The sequence below is a fragment of the Arthrobacter sp. TE12232 genome, assembly GCF_054062615.1.
Genome location: NZ_JBSSFK010000001.1, coordinates 4,570,933 through 4,585,419 on the forward strand (window position 1 = coordinate 4,570,933; position 14,487 = coordinate 4,585,419).

Below are 14,487 nucleotides of genomic sequence, written 5' to 3' on the forward strand. Positions count from 1 at the left end.
CTTGGGCGGCATGGAGATGCTCAACGAACGGCGGCGTACCGTCGCGTCGGACGCGGCTGAGCTGGCCGTGTTCGAGTTTGGCCCGGAACCGGGCCCGGACGTGCCCACCCTGCTCCTGGTTCACGGCTACCCGGACGACCACCGGGTCTTCCTCCCGGCCATCCGCGAGCTGGCACCGACGCATCACGTGGTGGCCTACGACACTCGCAACGCCGGGGCCTCCGCCGTTCACGGCCCCGGCGGGGACTATTCACTGACGGCGCTCGTGGACGACGTCTTCGCCGTGCTGGCCGAGTCGGGCGCCGAGGCGGTCCATCTCGTGGGGCACGACTGGGGGTCGATCCAAGGCTGGGCAGCCGTGCAGGACCCCAGGGCGGCCGGCCGGATCAGCCGCTACACGAGCATTTCCGGCCCCGACCTGGGGCACTTCTCCCGCTGGATCCGGCGGCGCGTCCGGAACCCGCGGGCCTGGCCGGAGCTGGCAGGGCAGCTCCTGCGCAGCTGGTATGTCGGGGCGTTCCTCGTCCCGGTCCTGCCGGAGGCCGCGTGGCGGCTGTTCTTGACCCGGCGCTACGAAAGGACGGCCAAGCGCGACGTCGGCAATGATCCCGTCCGGGGCCTGGCCCTGTACCGCAGCAATTTCCGCGGCCCGCGGAAACCGGCCGCCCCGGTCCGGGTGACCGTTCCGGTGCAGGTCGTGGTGCCGCTGAAGGACCCGTTCCTGGCGCCGGGCGTCGTCGAGGGGCTCGAAGCGTGGGTGGACGATGTAACAGTCACCAGGGTGGACGGCGGGCACTGGTGGCCCGCCACCCGGCCGGCCGAGTTCGCGGCACTGTTGCGGCAGCCGGGAGCAACGCCTTAGGGCGGCATGGTGATGGCGGGGTTGGCCGGGGACGAAAGATCACCGCGGAACGGGGTGTTCCGCAACGGGATGGAATACGTGACGTGGGGCCGGGGCGCGAAGTCCCTGCTGTTCGTCCAGGGCGGGCCGGGGAGCTCCGTGCCCCGGGGGCTGTTGGGAACCCTGTTCCGGCGGGAGTTTGATGCCTACCTCAAGGCCGGCTACGCCGTCTGGATCGTCACCCGCCGGCGCAACATGCCGCCGTCGCACACGGTCGCCGACATGGCTGAGGACTACGCGCGGCTGATTGCCGTGGAGTTCGGTGGACGGGTGGACCTGGTGGTGGCCGAATCCTTCGGCGGAATGATCGGGCAGGATCTGGCCGCCTTCCACCCGGAGTCCTTCCGGCACATCGCCTTGGTGGTCACGGGGGCCGAGCTCAGCACGTGGGGCAAGGACGTGGACCACCGGATTGCTGCGGCCGTCACCGGCGGCGATACGGCCGGCGCGGGGACTGCCCTGGCGGAGTACCTCTTCCGCGGTCCGCGCACGCACTGGCTGCGGACGCTGGTAGGACCCGTCGTCGGCAGGCGCGTGATGGGCCGTTCCGGCTGCCCCGCCGCGGACGTGCTGACCGAGGCCCGGGCCGGGCTGGCCTTCGACGCGCGGTCTGTTCTGCCGCTGATCCGGCCGCCTGTCCTGCTGCTCTGCGGCGGCCGGGACGCGTTCTTCCCTCGGTCCGTCATCGAGGAGACCGCGCGTCTGATCCCGGACTGCACCCTCATCGTCTATCAGCGGTGGGGCCATGTCCGGACGGCATCCAGCAGACGGGTGCCCCGGGACGTCCTGGCTTTCGTCCGGGAGTGTTGATAGCAGACCGGGCCGGTGGAGAGCTACGCGAACCAGACCGGCACCGGCCCGAGGGCTACCCGGCGGCGGCCGGCTGTTCGGCGTCGGCGGTGAGGTCGAGGGTCATGAAGACGCTGTGGGGATCGGGCTCGTAGCCGGCGAACGGCGGGCATTCCGCGAAGCCTGCCGGGTATACAGCCGCCGCGCGGGGGCGAAAAACTCGTGGCTGCCCGTCTCCAGGAACAGCCGACGGTACCCGCTGCTCCGGGCCTCCGCCAGGAGATGGCGGAGCAGCGCCGCGGCGACGCCCTGCCCGCGCGCCGGTTCCGCGGTGCGCATCGACTTGATCTCGCCGTCGCCGGTAGCCAGGTGCTTCATTGCCGCGCAGCCAAGAAGCCGTGAGCCCTCCCGCGCCGTCCAGAAGCTGACACCCGGTCCGGCCAAGGCGGCGGGATCGAGGGCGTGGACGCTCTCCGGCGGGGAGGTCGCGTACATGTCGGCCAGGTGCCCGGCCAGAAGCTGCCGGACGTCCTCCCGCTCGGGGGTGTCCCGCTCAATCAGCATGCCGTCGCCTGCGAAGGAATCAGCGTGGCCGGCGTGCGGCGTGTTCACGCGCCAGTACCGCGTAGGAGTCGTCCGGTGTGCCCGGCGTGAAGCTGCCGTACTTGCGTTCGACGGCGGTCCGGATCAGGAAGTCGGCCAGGGCCGGGTTCTTGGGGAGCAGCGAGCCGTGCAGGTAGCTCGCCACGATGTTGCGGTAGCGGGCGCCTTCCTGGCCGTCGGTGCTGTTGTTGCCGGTGCCTTTGGCCGTGGTTCCGAGCGGCTGCACGCCCGGTCCCAGGGTGGTCTGGCCGCTGTGGTTCTCGTAGCCGAGGATGTTGCCGAACTCGGGGGAGGAGACGGTGACGTTGCCGATCAGGCGTTCGTCGGTGCCGTGGGTCTCCACGTCCAGGATGCCGATGCCGGGGATGACGGAGCCCAGCCGGGTCTTGAAGAACTTCCCGAAGAGCTGGTAGAGCCCGCAGATCACGAGCATCGGGGTGCCGTCCTCGGCCAGTTGCTTCAGCGTGGACTCGCGGGAGAGAAGGTCATCCTGGATGACGAGCTGTCCGCTGTCCTGCCCGCCGCCGCCCACAACGAGGTCCACGTCCGCGGGGAACGGGTCGCCGACGTTGTATTCGAGCAGTTCCGGGGTGTAGCCGTGCCAGCGCAGCCGCTGGGCCAGGACCAGGGCGTTGCCCCAGTCGCCGTAGATGTTCATGTCCCGCGGGTAGAGCTGCAGGACCCGGATGGTTCCCTTGCTCGGGGCGGCGGAGTCTTCGGGCGGGAGCTCGTGCCCGAAGGAGAGCTCGTGCGATTCCGGGGACTGGGGGGTCATGAGACCACCTCCACTGTGGTGATCTTGGACAGCTCGCGGCGGATGGCCAGCATGGCCGTATACGTGCAGAAAACCCGTTTCGGCTTGCCCTGGGCGCCGCGGATGAACGCGGCCAGCGCCGGCGCGATCTCCGTGTCGACGGCGCCGATGGCGACGTCGTCATACTGCAGGCGCAGCGCCATGTCGTAGGCGCGGGAGCCCGTGAGCTGGTCCACGCCGCCATCGCGGAGGGTGTCGAACTCGACGTCCCACAGCCAGGACATGTCCCGGCCGTCGGCGTAGTTGTCGTTGATGGCGATCATCGTGGCGTACCCGGCGGCCGGGAAGGATTTCAGGCCGAGCCGGAAGCCGCTGGGGTTCTTGACCAGCACCAGCTCCAGCGGCAGGCCATCGACGACAAGGCTCTCGCCGCGGCCGAACGCCGGCGCCACCTGGGACAGCGCTGTGAGCAGTCCTGCCTGGTCGGTGCCCGTGCCGCGGGCCCCTGAGATCGCCCGGGCCAGGGTCAGCGCGGCGGCGGCGTTGAAGATGTTGTAGACGCCGCGCAGCTTCATCGCCGTGGTGACCGTCCCGCCGTCGTACTCGAAATCGGCGTCATCGACGCCCACGCGGCGCAGCACGACGTCGGCGGCCGGCCGGGCGGGGGCGGCCGGGACCGGGCTCCCCGGGGCCGCACGCATGTCGTCGTCGTTGGGGAAGGTGCTCAGGAGGGAATCGTCCAGCCCGAAGTAGAGCACCTCCGGCCCGTCCAGGGTCGCCGCGATCCGGGCGACGCGGGGGTCTTCCCGGTTCAGGACAACGGTGCCGGTAGTTTTGGCGGCGATGTGCTGGAGGAGCTCGGCGGTCTTGTCGATCTCGCCGAAGCGGTCCAGCTGGTCCCGGAGGACATTGAGCAGGAGGCTGTAGCGCGGCGGGACCTTGTTCACGAAGTGCACCGCGTGCGCCTCGTCCAGTTCCAGGACCGCGACGTCGGCATCCAGCCGGCCGCGCCAGTCCACCTCGCCCAGGAGCGCCGCCGCCACGCCGCGGGTGAAATTGCTGCCGGTGCGGTTCGTGAAGACCTTCAGTCCCTGGCTCTCCAGCAGTTCCACCACCATCTTCGTGGTGGTCGTCTTCCCGTTCGTGCCACTGACGACGGCGACCCCCAGGGGCAGCGTGGACAGTGTCCGTTGCATGAAGCCGGGATCGATTTTTTCGACCACAAGCCCGGGAAGGGCCGAGCCTCCGCCCCTGAGCCGGGAGACCCGGCGGACGAGCTTGCCGAGCGGAACGCTGAAGTAAAGCATGCTCTGTAATATATCCCAGCAGAGGCATGGAACCCGGACGCCGGGGCCCGTTGCATGCGTCCCCGGCAAGCGCGGCACATTATGCTGTGGGGATGACCACCCCCTCTATTTCCCCTGAATCCCGCGCGGGAACAGGGCTCCGGATCGGCGTCCTGGCGCTTCAGGGCGATTTCCGGGAGCACCTGCATGCCGTTGAGGCCGCCGGCGCCTCGGGCGTAGGGGTCCGCCGCCCCGCCGAACTTGACGGCCTGGACGGACTCATCATCCCCGGCGGCGAGTCGACCACGATCGACAAGCTCTCCAGGATCTTCGGACTCCGCGATCCGCTGTGCGAGCGCATCCGGGCCGGCCTGCCCGTCTACGGCTCCTGCGCCGGCATGATCCTGCTCGCGGACGAGATCGCGGACCCCGCGACGGATCTCGCCGGGAACCCGCAGCAGACCTTCGGCGGGCTCGACATCACCGTCCGCCGCAACGCCTTCGGCCGGCAGCGGGAGTCCTTCGAGACGGACCTCGACTTCAAAGGGCTGAAGTTCAGCGCCGACGCCGGCGCCGTGGCTCCGGTCCACGCCGTCTTCATCCGCGGTCCCTGGGTGGAGCGCGTCGGCGAGGGCGTCGAAGTCCTGGCCCAGGTGGAACCCTCCAAAGCCGGCCACCCCGAGTCGTTGGACGGGACGGCTAGAATTGTTGCTGTGCGTTCCGGCCAGCTGCTGGCGACCTCCTTCCACCCGGAAGTGACAGGGGAAAAACGCGTGCACGAACTGTTTATTCGAATGATCAGAGGAGAAGCGTAAAGCATGTCAGGCCACTCCAAATGGGCGACGACCAAGCACAAGAAGGCCATCCTCGATAGCCGTCGGGCCAAGTCCTTCGCCAAGCTGATCAAGAACATCGAAGTCGCCGCGCGCATGGGCGGCCCGGACCTTGCCGGCAACCCGAGCCTGGAACTCGCTGTCACCAAGGCCAAGAAGACCTCGGTGCCTGCTGACAACATCGACCGCGCCATCAAGCGCGGAGCCGGCCTCACCGGCGAGGTCGTCGACTACACCGAGATCATGTACGAGTGCCGCGGCCCGCAGGGTTCCGCACTGCTGATCGAGTGCCTCACGGACAACAAGAACCGCGCCGCCTCCGAGGTCCGCCTCGCCATCTCCCGCAACGGCGGCACGATCGCCGACCCCGGTTCGGTCAGCTACCTCTTCAGCCGCAAGGGCGTCGTCTCGCTGCCGAAGAACGGCCTGAGCGAGGACGACGTCCTGATGGCGGTCCTCGACGCCGGTGCCGAGGAAGTCAAGGACAACGGCGACAGCTTCGAGATCCACTCCGAGCCCACCGACCTGCAGGCCATCCGTGACGCACTCAAGGAAGCGGGAATCGAATACGACACCGACGAGGCCGAGTTTGTGCCCTCGATGCAGGTGCCGCTGGACCTCGACGCCGCCAAGAAGTTCATGAAGCTCGTCGATGCCCTGGAGGAACTCGACGACGTCCAGAACGTCTACAGCAACGCCGACCTCAGCGACGAAGTGCAGGCCGCACTGGAAGCCGAGTGACCCTGTCACGTCGCCGTGATGTTGAGGCCCGGTCTTGACGGCCCCGGCGTGACGCTGCGCGTCTTGGGCGTTGACCCGGGCCTAACCCGCTGCGGGATCGGTGTGGTTGATGTCGAAAAGAACCGGCGCGCCACGATGGTGGCGTTCGGCGTCGTGGGAACCTCGCCCGAGGAGAGCCTGGACCAGCGGCTGCTCGTCATCGCGACCTCGATCGACGAGTGGCTGGACACGTACGAACCGCACGTCCTCGCCGTTGAGCGGGTCTTCTCCCAGCTCAACGTCAGCACCGTCATGGGGGTGGCCCAGGCCTCCGGCGTGGTCATCGCGGCCGCCGCGCGCCGCGGCATCCCGGTGGCGCTGCACACGCCGTCGGAAGTCAAGGCCGCCGTCACGGGAAGCGGTACCTCCAACAAGGACGCCGTCACCAAGCTGGTGACCAAGATCCTCCGGCTGGATGCGCCGCCGCGCCCGGCCGACGCCGCCGACGCCCTCGCCCTGGCCATCACCCACGCCTGGCGTGCCGGGAACGGCACTTCCACCAAGGATGCAGTGACCACGGGGCCGGGCAGCCAGTCCCTCACCCCGGCCCAGCGTGCATGGGCCGACGCCGAGGCAAAAGCGCGCCGTGCGCGCTGAATGTCCGCGCCGCTTGCTACGCTATTCGTAGATATGTTCGGATAACCGGGTCGCCCTTCTTTTTTTGCCCGGTTTCGCTGTAACCCCAGGAGCCCGGCTTTGATCAGTTTTCTTCGCGGAACCGTAGCGCATGTTGGCCTGTCCTCCGCCGTGATCGACCTCAACGGGGCCGGCATGAGCGTCAACGCCACGCCGCAGACCCTCAGCAGCCTCCGGGTGGGGGACGAAGGCAAGCTGTTCACGTCCCTGATCGTGCGCGAGGACTCGCTGACGCTCTTCGGCTTCGCGAGCGACGATGAGCGGGAAGTGTTCGATGTCCTACTCAGCGTCAGCGGCGTCGGACCCCGCCTCGCCTTGGCTGTGCTGGCCGTCCACGAACCCGAAGCCATCCGGGTGGCCGCCCACTCCGGCGACGGCAAGGCCTTCACGAAGGTCCCGGGCATCGGACCCAAGGTGGCCGGCCGGATTGTGCTGGAACTCGCCGGCAAGCTCGTACCGCACGGCACCGCGGGTGCGTCGGTCCCGTCGGTGTCCGCCGAGTCCGTCTGGAAGCCGCAGGTCATCGCGGCGATGACCAGCCTTGGCTGGTCCGAAAAGGATGCCGCCGCCAGCATCGACAAATCCCTCGCCGATTCCCCCGATCTGGCCGCTAACGGCAACGTGGCGGAAATCCTCCGCGCAACCCTGCGGTGGCTGGGCCAGGACGGCGCCCGCGCCGGGAACCGGGTAGGCGCGCGTGGCTGAGCCGTCGATTGTCACCGGGGGAGAGGAGCCGGAAGAGCGCGCCATCGAAGCCGCCCTGCGGCCCAAGAACCTCCACGACTTCGTCGGCCAGCACCGCGTCCGGAAGCAGTTGTCCCTCGTCCTGGAAGCCTCGCGCATGCGCGGCCGCAGCGCGGACCACGTGTTGCTCTCGGGTCCGCCCGGCCTGGGCAAGACGACGCTGTCCATGATCATCGCCGCCGAAATGAACGTACCGCTGCGGATCAGCAGCGGGCCGGCCATCCAGCACGCCGGCGACCTCGCGGCCATCCTGTCCTCGCTCTCCGAGGGCGAAGTCCTGTTCCTGGACGAAATCCACCGCATGTCCCGGCCGGCAGAGGAAATGCTGTACATGGCCATGGAGGACTTCCGCGTCGACATCGTCGTCGGCAAGGGCGCCGGCGCCACCGCGATCCCGCTGGAGCTGCCGCCTTTCACCCTGGTCGGAGCCACCACGCGGGCCGGCCTGCTTCCCGGGCCGCTGCGTGACCGCTTCGGATTCACCGGCCACCTCGAGTTCTACTCCGTTGAGGAGCTGGAACTCGTCCTGCGCCGTTCGGCCGGGCTGCTGGATTTGAAGGTCAACTCGGCAGGATTCAGCGAGATCGCCGGACGGTCCCGGGGCACGCCGCGCATCGCCAACCGGCTCCTGCGGCGGGTCCGGGACTGGGCGCTCGTGCACGGCATCGAACAAATCGATGCCCGGGCGGCGTCCGCGGCCCTGGACATGTACGAGGTGGACAAGCGTGGCCTGGACCGGTTGGACCGTGCTGTCCTGGAAGCCCTCATTACTAAGTTCGGCGGCGGGCCCGTGGGCCTGTCCACCCTCGCGATCGCCGTCGGCGAGGAAACCGAGACCGTGGAAACGGTCGCCGAGCCCTACCTCGTTCGCGAGGGGCTGCTGGGCCGGACCCCGCGGGGCCGCATTGCCCTGGCGCCGGCATGGACCCACTTGGGCTTCGCCGTTCCCGCCGGCGTCTTCGGACAGGACCCGCTGGAATTGTTCCAGACTGACGAGCCGGACGACGGCGCGCAGGGGGAGCCCGGCGCCGACATCGCTGAGGAAACAGCTCCGGAGCGGATCCGAAATAGCCGCTAACACCCTTCCTCCAGCTTTTCCCTTTAGACTGGTATGACGCTCGGCACGTTCGGGTTTTGTTTCCGTGGGCGGAGAGCAGGTAGCCGCCGGCGGTTGGGGGATGGTCTCTCTGCCAGCTTGCTGTGCAGGCCTCTGCCGCGCCGCCCGGAGCAAACGGACGTTGCTGAAAAACAGCTATGCAAGTACAGAACGGAACTTTCCCCTTGGATCCAATGACAATTCTCCTGTTCGTCATGCTCGGCGTGTTCGTCTTTATGATGTTCCGCCGCAACAAGAAGACGCAGCAGCAGCAGGCGGAGCTCCAGTCGAAGTTCGGCCCCGGTGTCGAGGTCATGACGAGCTTCGGACTGTTCGGCCGGATCGTCGACATCAATGAAGCGGAGAACAAGGTCACGCTGGAACTCTCCCCGGGCAACACCGCCACCGTGCACCGCCAGTCCGTCACCAAGATTGTGGAGCCGGTTGTTGCAGCCGAAGAGCCGACGGTTGTTCCGGACGACGCATCCTCGCTGACCCTTGACAAGCCGGACGCTGAGACGCCGGAAAACGCTGCCCCTTTCAACGAGCCGGCCGGCATCGAAACTCCCGAGGAAACCCTGCGCCGCCTCAACGACGAAGGTAAGAAAGACAGCTAGTCTGCCTACCTGAGCTATCCCGCGAAGCAACGGTTGCGGGCATCCGTCGTCGGGGGCCAAGTGCCCGCGCCGGCGGATCCGCCGTAAATAATAGAAAGATCGACAATGGCACGAACTGGCCCCAAAAACTCAGCCATCAGGATGCTGGTCTGGCTCGGCGTAATCATCGCCGCCATGACGGCCGTCCTGGCGGGCGGCACGATTGCCGGCCAGGCCAGCTGGGCTCCCAAGCTCGCCCTGGACCTTGAAGGCGGCACCCAGATGATCCTGGCGCCCAAGGTTGAGGGCGGTTCGGGCATTACCGAAGATCAGCTCAACCAGGCCGTGGCGATCATCCGTCAGCGCGTGGACGGCTCGGGCGTCGCGGAAGCGGAAATCAGCACGCAGTCCGGCCGCAACGTCGTGGTCAGCCTCCCGGGAACTCCTGCCAAGGAAACCCGCGCCCTGATCCAGGCTTCCGCCGACATGAACTTCCGCCCCGTTATCCAGGCTGGCCCCGGCGCAGCGGTCCCCGAGGCATCCCGGACCCCGGACGCGCAGCTGCCCAAGCCGACGGCCGCGCCTGCCAACAGCAGCGACGAGAACTGGGTTACCCCCGAGATCTACAAGCAGTTCGAGGCGCTCGACTGTGACAACCCCTCGCAGGACAAGCAGCAGCGCTCCGACCCGACGAAGCCGCTGGTGACCTGCCAGCCGGCCTCGGCGAAGTCGCCGGCGATCAAGTACATCCTCGGTCCGGTGGAAGTCAAGGGCTCGAACATCAAGTCCTCCTCGTTCCAGCTGCAGCGCGGCGCCCAGGGTGCCGTGACCAACGAATGGGCCGTCAACATCCAGTTCGATGATGAGGGTACCGCCAAGTTCAAGGACGTCACCCAGCGCCTGTACCAGTTCTATGCCGCCGGCGGCGGTGAGTCGGGCTCGGATCCGAAGTCCCAGTTCGCCATCGTCCTGGACGACCAGGTCATCTCCGCCCCGCGTTCCCTGGCTGTCATCACCGATGGCCGCCCGCAGATCACCGGCGGCTTCACGGAGGATTCCGCGAAGGCCCTCTCCGACCAGCTCCGTTTCGGCGCCCTGCCGATCAGCTTCGAAATCCAAAGCGAACAGCAGATCTCCGCAACCCTTGGCGGGGAGCAGCTCCGCATGGGCATGCTCGCCGGCCTTATCGGGCTCCTCCTGGTCGCCGTCTACTCGCTGTTCCAGTACCGGGCCCTGGGCTTCGTGACGCTGGCGTCCCTCGTGATCGCCGGTGTGCTCACATTCCTGGCCATCGCCATCCTGGGCTGGACCGAAAACTACCGGCTTTCGCTCGCCGGCGTCGCCGGTCTGATCGTGGCCATCGGCCAAACGGCCGACTCGTTCATCGTCTACTTCGAACGCATCCGAGATGAGCTCCGCGAAGGCCGCGGCCTGGTCTCGGCAGTGGAGAACGGCTGGAAGCGGGCCAAACGCACCATCCTCGCGTCAAAGGCCGTGAACCTCCTCGCTGCCGTGGTGCTGTTCTTCGTGGCCGTGGGCAACGTCCGCGGCTTCGCCTTCACCCTGGGTCTCACCGCGATCGCCGACCTCATCGTCGTCTTCATGTTCACGCACCCCACCCTGCAGCTTCTGGCCCGGACCAAGTTCTTCGGCGAGGGCCACAGGTTCTCGGGTCTGGATCCAAAGCGCCTGGGCGCTGTGCCGCTCTACCGCGGGGCCGGCCGGATCCGTACTCCGGAAGACAAGCCAGTGGCGGTGGTGCGCGCGAAGAACACGGGTGCAGCCGCAGAGGCCGAGCGCCGGATGACTATCGCAGAACGCCGCCTCGCCGAAAAGCAGGAACAGGCACAACAGGCACAGCTCGCCGGTACCTCCAAGAGCGCGTCCAAGGAGGGCAAGTAAATGGTCAACTTCTCAACGTTCGGCAATGAGCTCTACACGGGCAAACGCTCGTATGACTTCGTCGGCTACCGGAAGATCTGGTTCCTGATTGCCGGGGTCGCCATCGCCCTGTCCATCCTGATTCCGGTTGCCAAGGGCGGCTTCAACCTCGGCATCGAATTCCGTGGCGGCTCCGAGTTCACGGTGTCCAACGTCCAGAACACGGATGCGTCCCGCGGCGAGAAAGCCGTCAAGGACGTCGTGTCGGGGTCCGTGCCACGCGTGGCCAACGTCGCCGGCAACACCATGCGCATCCAGACGGACAAGCTGTCCGATGACGAGACGCTGCAGATCAAGGAAGGCCTGACCAAGGCCTACGGCGTGACAGACAACGAGGTGACGTCGACCTTCGTCGGCCCCACCTGGGGCGCCGACGTCACCAAGCAGGCCCTCATGGGCCTGGCGATCTTCGTCGGCCTCGCCGCCGTCCTGATGGCGCTCTACTTCCGGACCTGGAAGATGTCGCTCTCGGCACTAGCCGGCATGGCTGTCACGTTGTTCGTGACCGCCGGCGTCTACGCGCTCAGCGACTTCGAGGTGACGCCGTCGGCCATCATCGGCTTCCTGACCGTTCTCAGCTACTCGCTGTACGACACCGTGGTGGTGTTCGACAAGATTCGGGAGAACACCTCGGACATGCAGGCCTCCACCCGGAGGACCTTCGCCGAAGAGGTCAACCTGGCCATCAACCAGACCCTGGTCCGCTCCATCAACACCATGGTGGTAGCCATCCTTCCGGTCGCCGCCATCCTCTTCATCGGCGCCGGTCTGCTGGGCGCCGGGACCCTGCGGGACCTGTCCCTGGCGCTGTTCGTGGGCATCCTGGTCGGCACCGCCGCCACGATCTTCATCGCGGCGCCGCTGTACGCCGCGTTGCGGCAGGGCGAACCTGAACTGGTCAAGCAGGCCAAGCGGGTGGAACAGCGGCGCGCGGAAGCGGCCGCCAAGACCGCCACGCAGGAATCCGCCGCCACCGCCTAGGCGGAGGCTCAAGTGCACCACCGGCGGGCCGGAGAACGTCCTTGGGGACGACCTCCGGCCCGCCGCCGTATCCGGGCCGGTTATCGAAGTATCCTGCTGCGGGAATACACTTGAATAATTAACCGGTCGCGAGAGGTGTTCCATTGGAAGAACGTTCGACGCCGGTGCCGGAGGCACCTGCGGGCAAGGGCCAAGGCCAGAGTTCTCAAACTGGCCTTGTGGCTCCCGGACGTCCTGATGTTCCCGTGCCGGTCGATAATTCGGGCGCCCGGCCCACGTTCCCCGGACGGCGTGAACGCACGAGGTCACGCCTTGCCCGACTGACGGGCCGCGGAGCCCCCGCCTACTCTCCGATCCTGGAGCCGTTGCTGCGCACCGTCCGGGCCAACAACCCCAAAGAAGACTTCGACCTGATCCAGCGCGCCTTCGTGGTGGCTGAGCGCTGCCACCGTGGCCAGAAGCGCAAGAGCGGGGACCCGTACATTACGCACCCGGTGGCGGTGGCCACCATCCTCGCCGAGCTCGGCCTCAGCGGCACGACGCTGGCCGCAGCCCTGCTGCACGACACCGTTGAGGACACGTCCTACACGCTGGCCGACCTCAAGGCCGAGTTCGGCCCGGAAGTGGCCATGCTGGTGGACGGCGTGACCAAGCTGGACAAGGTCAGTTTCGGTGAGGCGGCCCAGTCCGAGACCGTCCGCAAGATGGTCGTCGCGATGGCCAAGGACATCCGCGTCCTGATGATCAAACTCGCCGACCGGCTCCACAATGCCCGTACGTGGCGCTTCGTCTCGGCCGAGTCTTCGGCACGCAAGGCCCGCGAAACCCTGGAAATCTTCGCCCCGCTGGCCCACCGGCTCGGCATGAACACCATCAAATGGGAACTGGAGGATCTCTCCTTCGCCGCCCTCTACCCCAAGGTGTACGAGGAAATCGTGCGCATGGTGGGGGACCGGACCCCGGAGCGCGAGAAGAACCTGGCCGTCATCCGCAACCAGATCACCGAGGACCTCCGCGCGGCAAAGATCAAGGCAACGATCACCGGACGGCCCAAGCACTACTACTCGATCTACCAGAAGATGATCGTCCGCGATAAGGACTTCGACGACATCAACGACCTCATGGGCGTGCGTGTGCTGGTCGATTCGGTCCGGGACTGTTACGCGGCCCTGGGCGCGATGCACTCTCGCTGGAACCCCCTCCCCGGGCGGTTCAAGGACTACATTGCGATGCCGAAGTTCAACATGTACCAGTCCCTGCACACTACGGTGATCGGTCCGGGCGGCAAGCCCGTGGAAATCCAGATCCGGACCCACGAGATGCACCGGCGGGCCGAGTACGGTGTGGCCGCCCACTGGAAGTACAAGGACCAGCCGAACCGGACGGCCGCGGGCCCCGGCAGCCCGCGCGACGGCGACATGGGCTGGCTGCGCTCCCTCGTGGACTGGCAGCAGGAAACCTCGGACCCCGGCGAGTTCCTCGACTCCCTGCGCTTTGAGATCAACGCCCGCGAGGTGTTTGTCTTCACCCCCAAGGGTGAGGTCATGGCCCTGCCTGCCGGCTCCACCCCGGTGGACTTTGCCTACGCCGTGCACACCGAAGTTGGTCACCGGACCATTGGCGCACGCGTCAACGGCAAGCTCGTCCCGCTCAACAGCGAACTGAACCATGGCGACTGGGTGGAGATCTTCACCTCCAAGGCGGAGGGCGCCGGGCCCAGCCAGGACTGGCAGCACTTCGTCAAGAGCGCCCGGGCCCGGAACAAGATCCGGCAGTGGTTCAGCAAGGAACGCCGCGAGGAAGCGATTGACCGCGGCAAGGACCTGCTGACCAAGGCGATGCGCAAGCAGAACCTTCCGCTGCAGCGGCTCATGACCCACGATGCCCTGGCGGCAATCGCGGAGGACTTCAAGTACGCGGACATCTCCGGGCTTTACGCCGGCGTGGGCGACGGCCACACGTCCGCGCAGTCCGTCATGGAGCGGCTCGTGGAGAGCCTTGGCGGGAACGAGCACCCGGACGATGACCTTGCCGAGGTCTCCATCCCCACGCAGGTCAGCAAGGCCCGTTTCTCCGACTCCGGTGTTGTTGTCCGCGGCGTGGACGACGTCTGGGTGAAGCTGGCCCGGTGCTGCACGCCGGTCCCGCCGGATCCGATCCTGGGCTTCGTCACGCGCGGCTCCGGAGTCTCGGTTCACCGGACCGACTGCACCAACGTCAGCGGCCTGATGGACCAGCCGGACAGGATCGTGGAAGTGGACTGGGCACCGACCCAATCCAGCGTGTTCCTGGTGGAGATCCAGGTCGAGGCGCTGGACCGCAAGTCGCTGCTCTCCGACGTCACCCGTGTGCTCTCGGAAAACCACGTCAACATTTTGGCGGCGAGCGTCCACACCTCCACGGACCGGGTGGCGATCTCCAAGTTTGCCTTCGAGATGGGCGACCCGAAGTACCTCAGCCACGTGCTCAGTGCCGTCCGTCGGATCGACGGTGTCTTCGACGTGTACCGCACCACCGGCAACCGCCGCCGGAACTAACTCGTTTTAG

General features: G+C 67.2%; 13 protein-coding genes and 1 pseudogene. 11 read left to right on the forward strand and 3 right to left on the reverse strand.

Annotated elements, in window-relative coordinates:
• The first annotated feature begins 10 nt into the window (after window positions 1-10).
• On the forward strand, window positions 11-862 hold the full coding sequence (locus tag ACVWZ7_RS20455; protein ID WP_456508949.1) for an alpha/beta fold hydrolase: 852 nt from the start codon (window positions 11-13) through the stop codon (window positions 860-862).
• A 78-nt stretch (window positions 863-940) separates the two neighbouring features.
• Window positions 941-1,711 carry an alpha/beta fold hydrolase gene (locus ACVWZ7_RS20460; RefSeq protein ID WP_456508950.1) on the forward strand — a complete coding sequence of 257 codons (771 nt, stop codon included), beginning with the start codon at window positions 941-943 and terminating at the stop codon, window positions 1,709-1,711.
• A gap of 55 nt (window positions 1,712-1,766) precedes the next feature.
• Here the strand turns inward: ACVWZ7_RS20460 and ACVWZ7_RS20465 are convergent.
• The 3 genes and pseudogenes from ACVWZ7_RS20465 to ACVWZ7_RS20475 form a co-directional block, all read right to left on the reverse strand.
• A pseudogene (locus ACVWZ7_RS20465) lies at window positions 1,767-2,254 on the reverse strand (GNAT family N-acetyltransferase).
• A 19-nt stretch (window positions 2,255-2,273) separates the two neighbouring features.
• Window positions 2,274-3,068: a type 1 glutamine amidotransferase gene (locus ACVWZ7_RS20470; RefSeq protein ID WP_456508951.1), complete on the reverse strand. Its 795-nt coding sequence runs from the start codon at window positions 3,066-3,068 to the stop codon at window positions 2,274-2,276.
• A complete protein-coding gene (locus ACVWZ7_RS20475) occupies window positions 3,065-4,354 on the reverse strand; it encodes a Mur ligase family protein (protein ID WP_116767978.1) in 1,290 nt (429 codons plus the stop codon). Before ACVWZ7_RS20475 ends, ACVWZ7_RS20470 begins: the two co-directional genes overlap by 4 nt.
• A 92-nt stretch (window positions 4,355-4,446) precedes the next feature.
• Here ACVWZ7_RS20475 and pdxT point away from each other — a divergent pair, with 92 nt between their 5' ends.
• From pdxT to ACVWZ7_RS20520, 9 genes are all read left to right on the forward strand, one after another.
• Window positions 4,447-5,148, forward strand: a complete 702-nt coding sequence (gene pdxT / locus ACVWZ7_RS20480; RefSeq protein ID WP_456508952.1) for a pyridoxal 5'-phosphate synthase glutaminase subunit PdxT — start codon at window positions 4,447-4,449, stop codon at window positions 5,146-5,148.
• A 3-nt stretch (window positions 5,149-5,151) separates the two neighbouring features.
• Window positions 5,152-5,907 carry a YebC/PmpR family DNA-binding transcriptional regulator gene (locus ACVWZ7_RS20485; RefSeq protein WP_091252341.1) on the forward strand — a complete coding sequence of 252 codons (756 nt, stop codon included), beginning with the start codon at window positions 5,152-5,154 and terminating at the stop codon, window positions 5,905-5,907.
• 48 nt (window positions 5,908-5,955) lie between these two features.
• Window positions 5,956-6,543, forward strand: a complete 588-nt coding sequence (gene ruvC / locus ACVWZ7_RS20490; RefSeq protein WP_091252422.1) for a crossover junction endodeoxyribonuclease RuvC — start codon at window positions 5,956-5,958, stop codon at window positions 6,541-6,543.
• A gap of 99 nt (window positions 6,544-6,642) precedes the next feature.
• Complete coding sequence (gene ruvA, locus ACVWZ7_RS20495) at window positions 6,643-7,287, forward strand: Holliday junction branch migration protein RuvA (protein ID WP_344367631.1); 645 nt, start codon at window positions 6,643-6,645, stop codon at window positions 7,285-7,287.
• On the forward strand, window positions 7,280-8,404 hold the full coding sequence (gene ruvB, locus ACVWZ7_RS20500; protein WP_344367632.1) for a Holliday junction branch migration DNA helicase RuvB: 1,125 nt from the start codon (window positions 7,280-7,282) through the stop codon (window positions 8,402-8,404). Before ruvA ends, ruvB begins: the two co-directional genes overlap by 8 nt.
• A 212-nt stretch (window positions 8,405-8,616) precedes the next feature.
• A complete protein-coding gene (yajC, locus tag ACVWZ7_RS20505; RefSeq protein ID WP_344367633.1) occupies window positions 8,617-9,039 on the forward strand; it encodes a preprotein translocase subunit YajC in 423 nt (140 codons plus the stop codon).
• A 105-nt stretch (window positions 9,040-9,144) separates the two neighbouring features.
• A complete protein-coding gene (gene secD / locus ACVWZ7_RS20510) occupies window positions 9,145-10,920 on the forward strand; it encodes a protein translocase subunit SecD (protein ID WP_116767984.1) in 1,776 nt (591 codons plus the stop codon).
• The gene (gene secF, locus ACVWZ7_RS20515) at window positions 10,921-11,940 is read left to right on the forward strand and encodes a protein translocase subunit SecF (RefSeq protein WP_456508953.1); all 1,020 of its coding nucleotides are present in this window, start codon (window positions 10,921-10,923) and stop codon (window positions 11,938-11,940) included.
• A 245-nt stretch (window positions 11,941-12,185) separates the two neighbouring features.
• Window positions 12,186-14,477: a RelA/SpoT family protein gene (locus tag ACVWZ7_RS20520; RefSeq protein ID WP_456508954.1), complete on the forward strand. Its 2,292-nt coding sequence runs from the start codon at window positions 12,186-12,188 to the stop codon at window positions 14,475-14,477.
• The last annotated feature ends 10 nt before the right edge of the window (window positions 14,478-14,487 follow it).

Excerpts from the sequence above, each read along its gene's own strand:
- secD (WP_116767984.1), top strand. The coding sequence starts at position 9,145 with ATGGCACGAACTGGCCCCAAAAACTCAGCCATCAGGATGCTGGTCTGG.
- ACVWZ7_RS20485 (WP_091252341.1), top strand. The coding sequence starts at position 5,152 with ATGTCAGGCCACTCCAAATGGGCGACGACCAAGCACAAGAAGGCCATC.
- pdxT (WP_456508952.1), top strand. The coding sequence starts at position 4,447 with ATGACCACCCCCTCTATTTCCCCTGAATCCCGCGCGGGAACAGGGCTC.
- ACVWZ7_RS20475 (WP_116767978.1), bottom strand. The coding sequence starts at position 4,354 with ATGCTTTACTTCAGCGTTCCGCTCGGCAAGCTCGTCCGCCGGGTCTCC.
- secF (WP_456508953.1), top strand. The coding sequence starts at position 10,921 with ATGGTCAACTTCTCAACGTTCGGCAATGAGCTCTACACGGGCAAACGC.
- ACVWZ7_RS20470 (WP_456508951.1), bottom strand. The coding sequence starts at position 3,068 with ATGACCCCCCAGTCCCCGGAATCGCACGAGCTCTCCTTCGGGCACGAG.
- yajC (WP_344367633.1), top strand. The coding sequence starts at position 8,617 with ATGACAATTCTCCTGTTCGTCATGCTCGGCGTGTTCGTCTTTATGATG.
- ACVWZ7_RS20455 (WP_456508949.1), top strand. The coding sequence starts at position 11 with ATGGAGATGCTCAACGAACGGCGGCGTACCGTCGCGTCGGACGCGGCT.